At 60.8% G+C, this 4,924-nt stretch carries 5 protein-coding genes; 2 read left to right on the forward strand and 3 right to left on the reverse strand.

Annotated features, from left to right (window positions below; genetic code table 11):
* Positions 1-703: 703 nt before the first annotated feature.
* Positions 704-1,159 carry an ATP-binding protein gene (locus tag AC0L23_RS39575; protein ID WP_473299302.1) on the forward strand — a complete coding sequence of 152 codons (456 nt, stop codon included), beginning with the start codon at positions 704-706 and terminating at the stop codon, positions 1,157-1,159.
* Here AC0L23_RS39575 and AC0L23_RS39580 read toward each other — a convergent pair.
* The 3 genes from AC0L23_RS39580 to AC0L23_RS39590 form a co-directional block, all read right to left on the reverse strand.
* Positions 1,156-1,911: a ThuA domain-containing protein gene (locus tag AC0L23_RS39580; protein WP_473299304.1), complete on the reverse strand. Its 756-nt coding sequence runs from the start codon at positions 1,909-1,911 to the stop codon at positions 1,156-1,158. The two genes, AC0L23_RS39575 and AC0L23_RS39580, sit on opposite strands and share 4 nt — an antisense overlap.
* Positions 1,912-2,199: 288 nt before the next feature.
* Complete coding sequence (locus AC0L23_RS39585) at positions 2,200-2,529, reverse strand: GcrA family cell cycle regulator (RefSeq protein ID WP_473358383.1); 330 nt, start codon at positions 2,527-2,529, stop codon at positions 2,200-2,202.
* A gap of 34 nt (positions 2,530-2,563) precedes the next feature.
* Positions 2,564-3,211 (reverse strand): hypothetical protein, encoded by a 648-nt coding sequence (locus AC0L23_RS39590; protein ID WP_473358385.1) that lies wholly within the window; start codon positions 3,209-3,211, stop codon positions 2,564-2,566.
* A gap of 359 nt (positions 3,212-3,570) precedes the next feature.
* Here AC0L23_RS39590 and AC0L23_RS39595 point away from each other — a divergent pair, with 359 nt between their 5' ends.
* Positions 3,571-4,629, forward strand: coding sequence for an IS110 family RNA-guided transposase (locus AC0L23_RS39595; protein ID WP_473358384.1), 1,059 nt, complete (start codon positions 3,571-3,573; stop codon positions 4,627-4,629).
* Positions 4,630-4,924: the final 295 nt, after the last annotated feature.

Consider the following 4,924-nt stretch of genomic DNA (forward strand, 5'->3'; position numbering starts at 1 on the left):
ACCCGGTCCATCCGGGCAACCCTCGTCGCAACATCGAGGGTGAGTCGCCTCATTTTGTGGGGGGACATACAGTCTAGCGGACTCCAGCGCATCGCGCAGCCCCTGAGGGAGTAGTGAAGCCTCGAACAGTTCTCGAACGGTCACCAAGCCGGCGTCGGCGAACAACGCCGGGCGGCGTCAACTTACAGTCATGTTTTGCGATTTGGTCGGCTCGTCGGCACTTTCGGCCCGCCTTGATTTGGAGGACTTGCGGGCTGTAATGGGCGCCTGCATCGCTGGATCGCAGAGATTGTCGCCCAAAACGAGGGCGTTATCGCGCGGTACATGGGAGATGGCGTTCTCGCCTATTTCGGCTATCCCTAGGCGCACGAGGATGATGCCGAACAGGCGACACGCGCCGGGCGCTGGTCGATGCCGTGGCCAAGCTCCAGACAGAGCCCGCCACCGAGCTACAGGTTCGCGTTATGGTGGTCGTCGGCGATCTGACCGGCGAAGGCGCGGCTCCAAGAGCAGGTCGTCATTGGCAGGACGCCGAACTTGGCTGCGCGCCTGCTGACGTTTCGCCAATCCTGGTACCGTGCTGATCTCCGAGAGTACGCACCGGCTCACTGATGGGCATTTCGAATTCCGCAATCTCGGTCCTGTCGAGCTTAAGGGATGGGCGGAGCCAATACCAGCCTGGCAGGTCCTGGGAACGACCGAAGTGGATAGCCGTTTCGAGGCACAGCACAAAACCCGATTGGCGCCACCAATTGGGCGCGACGAGGAAATCGAGATGCTGTTGCGTCGCTGGCAGCACGCCAGGCGTGGCGAAGGTTGCGCGGTGATGCTCACCGATGAGCCCGGTATCGGCAAGTCGCATATTGCCCTGGCGCTTGATGAGCGACTCCCCGCCAAACCGCACATCAGGGTGCGGCAGTTCTGCTCGGCGCACCACACTAATAGTGCGCTGTATCCATTCATCCGTCAGCTCGAACGCACTGCCCGGCTCGAGCGGAGCGACCCAGCAGCAGAGAAGTTCGCCAAGCTTGAAGCTCTGCTGGTTCGGTCAGGCGCTGATGCCGACCGCGTAGTGCTACCTCTGGCCAACCCTCTGGCACGGAGACCACCCGACGAATCCGGCGGTGGCGCAAATGCGATGTGCGACGGCATCTCCTAGGGCGACCTTCGCACAGACCAGAGGATAGCGTTCGTGAGGATTCGCTGGTAGCGGGCGTCCTGCCAAACTGACGGATCGTGGCCTAGCGCCGAGTAAAATACTCGTCCCTCGCCATAGAATCGGGTCCAGGTGAGAGGCCAGCCATAGAATCGTTGATGCACGCCGGTCGTGCCAAGGTCCACCGAGCTTGGGTCGAGGCGCAGGAGCACGCGTGAACCACGATAGTCGAAGTCGCTGATTTGGTAGATCTCGTCCTCGACTTGCAACGAATTCCCGAGAAAAGCCACCAGGGGATCGCCAGGATCAACCACCTCGATCTTCACGGCCTGATGCCAAGGATGACCATTGAAGTAGCCGCCGACCAGATCGAGATAGTCCGGCCAAGTGTAGAATGTGTCCGTCGCCGAATGAACGCCGAGGAACCCGCGGCCCGAGCGCACAAAGTTGAGAAGAGCTCTCTTTTGCGCGGCGCTCATTGGAAGTTCTCCGGTTGTGTAGAACATCACCGCCGCGTAGCGCTCGAGGTTTTCGGTAGAAAATTCGGACGTGTCTTCCGTTGCAATGACTTCAAAGACACCCGAATTGCTTCCGAGCTGGGTCAGGATTACCTTGGAAAGCGGTATGACATCATGCCGGTAGCCAGCGGAGTATGTGAAATAGAGGATGCGCTCTGGCGGACGCTCCGCATGCGCGCCGAGTGGTCGGATTGCCGCTGCGCCGCCGAGGAGCGCGATGAACTCACGTCGCCTCACAATCGCCTCCGCCAACCAACCATGTTTTGAAGAAGCCTAGCACAGATCAGCCCAGCACCGGCCTTCGGGCATCGCCCTCTGGCTTCCTATGCAACGCTGCTGGCCCATCAGCGAAGTGGCGAATCGTCTCATTGATGTCAGCTTCGTGGGTGGAAGCGGACTGGTTTTGCTCAGGTCGGGTTCTTCGCACTTTGACCCGAATGAGACGAACTTGGGAAGGGCCGCGACCCCCGAAGCGTCGAGCCGAGCCGGTACTGAGCGCAGCGCAACGGCATTCGCGGTGACCTCTTAGCCAGTATTTTTGACCGCCTCAGCCAGTATCCCGTAAAGCTGCTGCTTGCTGAATTGCTTGGGCCGCTGCCTCTCCGCTGCGTTCCGCGACACCTTCTTTGCGACTGGACCGGCGCAAGCTGCCGACGACGTCGCCCTCAGCTTTGGGGTCGGCCTTATCTTCGGCCTCGCCGTGGGCAGCTTGCGACCGCGCTTCAGGCCCTTACGGGTCAGCATGCCGCAGACCGCGTTACGACTGCATCCGAGCCGGCGCGCTATCTGCGCCGCGCTATGTCCTGCGGACCAGAGGCTGATGAGGAGCCCTATGTCTTTCGCATCCCAGCCCATGGGGGATATTATAGCACCCACGGCCGAACACACGTCAATCCTCTTCGTCCGGCTCGCGTACGGCCGCCGGTTCGTCGAGCTTGATCTCGGAGAAGGCGACGTGGGAATGGTCGTCTATGCAGACGTGGACGAAATCCCAGCCAGCGCCGCGTCTCTTGTTCGGACCACTGGCGAGAAGAGCTGGGTCGCTGAGCCGGGACAGGTCGACCGAACGTAAAGCCCTGCATCGCCGCGGAATGGCGCTCACCACCGGACAGTTCGGCTGCGCCTTCGCGCGGCGCCTGATGCACTCCGCCGAATTAACTTCCAACAGCAACATACGATTCACATATGTGGATGCTGGAACAACGTCGGCGGATTTCAGTCTCCGTTGCATCATTTTCCCGATTGGTCCGCCGCCGGGCCATGATCCAAGCTTGTTAGAAGGCTTGGTTGGGGGGTACACGGCATGCGTGAACATCCTGGTCGAGCGGTTGACGCCACTGTGCGGCTGCATGAGCGCCTGGAACGGCTTACGTCTCAATTGTCCGAACTGGAGTGTCTTCGGGCCCGCGTGCGCGAAGCGGAGCGGAGCGTGCTGATCACCGTCGAAACCGCTCCGTCCCGTTCGCGAGGACATCGCGGCATACGCCTTTTCGAGTTTCCCCAGCCCGTTCATCTCTTTGAAGTTGTGGCAGGCCAACTTTAGCCTTCCCTTGACTTCGTCCGAGGCTCTGAGGCGGCTGAGTCTTTGCGACGGTGCGGCGTTTGGAACGCTTCGCCGATTACCGGGTGTTCCCGGCACGCGTCCCAAAGTGCGTAATGCAGTCGGGCCCCAGCTCCCCCAATCCCTTGGAGCTGAGGCCATTCTTGTTTGGCGCTTCCGATCGACAGCTGGCGATAATGCCCCCGCGTTGCGCGCGGTTGCGACGAACCCGTTCTCTGAGGATCGGCTGGACGCAGCAACGTCAGCTTCTGATGCTGTGGACGGCTCCTCCACGGGCACGAGAGTGCCAAACAATGGGCGCCGTTTAAGGCTCCCACGATTCGGAGGAGCAGCCTATGCAGTCAATTTCAACGATTGGTCTGGATATCGCGAAGTCGGTCTTTCAAGTGCATGGGGTTGATACAGCCGGCAAGGTGATCATACGCCGTCAGCTCAAGCGCCGTTTCGTGCTGTCCTTCTTTGAGAAGTTGCCGCCGTGCCTAGTCGGGATCGAGGCTTGCGCTTCATCGCACCATTGGTCCCGCGAGCTGCAGGCGTTGGGGCATACGGTGCGACTGATGCCACCGGCCTATGTGAAGCCCTACGTCAAGCGGCAGAAGAACGACAGCACCGACGCGGAGGCTATTTGCGAGGCGGTCACAAGGCCCAACATGCGGTTCGTGCCGACCAAGACGAACGAGCAACAGAGCTGTCTGATGCTTCATCGCGTACGCCATCTCTTCATTGGCCAGCAGACTGCTGTCATCAACTCGATCCGTGCATATCTGGCCGAGTTCGGGATTGTTGCCCCCGTCGGGCGCAGGGGTGTCGAACAGCTGTTGGAAGTCGTCGCCGATCCAGCTGACCGCCGGGTCCCGGAGGTGGCCCGCGCGTGTCTTGCGGCTCTCGGCGGTCAGTTGCGGGTACTGAAGGCTCAGATCCTGGAGTTCGACAGGCGCATCATTGCCTGGCATCGATCAAACGCGACGAGCAGGCGACTGGATGCGATCCCTGGCGTCGGTCCAGCACTGGCAACGGCGCTAGTCGCAAGCGTTGCCGATGCGGGAACCTTCCGGTCGGGGCGGGACTTCTCGGCCTGGGTCGGACTCGTGCCGAAGCAGAACTCCAGTGGGGGCAAGGACAAGCTTGGCCGTATCAGCAAGCAAGGCGATCGCTATTTACGCAGCCTCTTCACAGCGGGCGCACTCGCCGTGATCCGCTATGCCAAGATCCATGGCACGAGCCATCGGCCTTGGCTCACTGCGTTGTTGGCACGCCGCCCCACCAAGGTCGCAGCCATCGCACTCGCCAATAAGCTCGCCAGGATGGCATGGGCGATGATGGCCAGGAACGAACCCTATAAGGAACCCCGGCCTTACGGCGTGAACGAGATCACAGCCGTCATCCGGCTGTAACGTACGGTTGGAAGGGCGAACAGCACTAATGCAGCGCCGGTCGATCCGGCGATCAGGACAACCCACATGGGCCATGGCATCTTCGAATGCGTGCTTTTGATCGGGACCTGATCCGCGGAGGGCATTATGGCCAGCGGTCATGAGTACCGCACAAAAAGGCCGAACACATGGCTGCTCCGACCAACGCCGCAAGTGAAGATTCTCCTTGCCAACCCGGAGCCAATGGTATGGACCCCGCCCTTGCCGCGGTGGAATCTCAAGCGTCAACTGCAGCGAAGGAGGATGTTATGCAGGT

Source organism: Bradyrhizobium sp. MI1.4, from assembly GCF_055811315.1.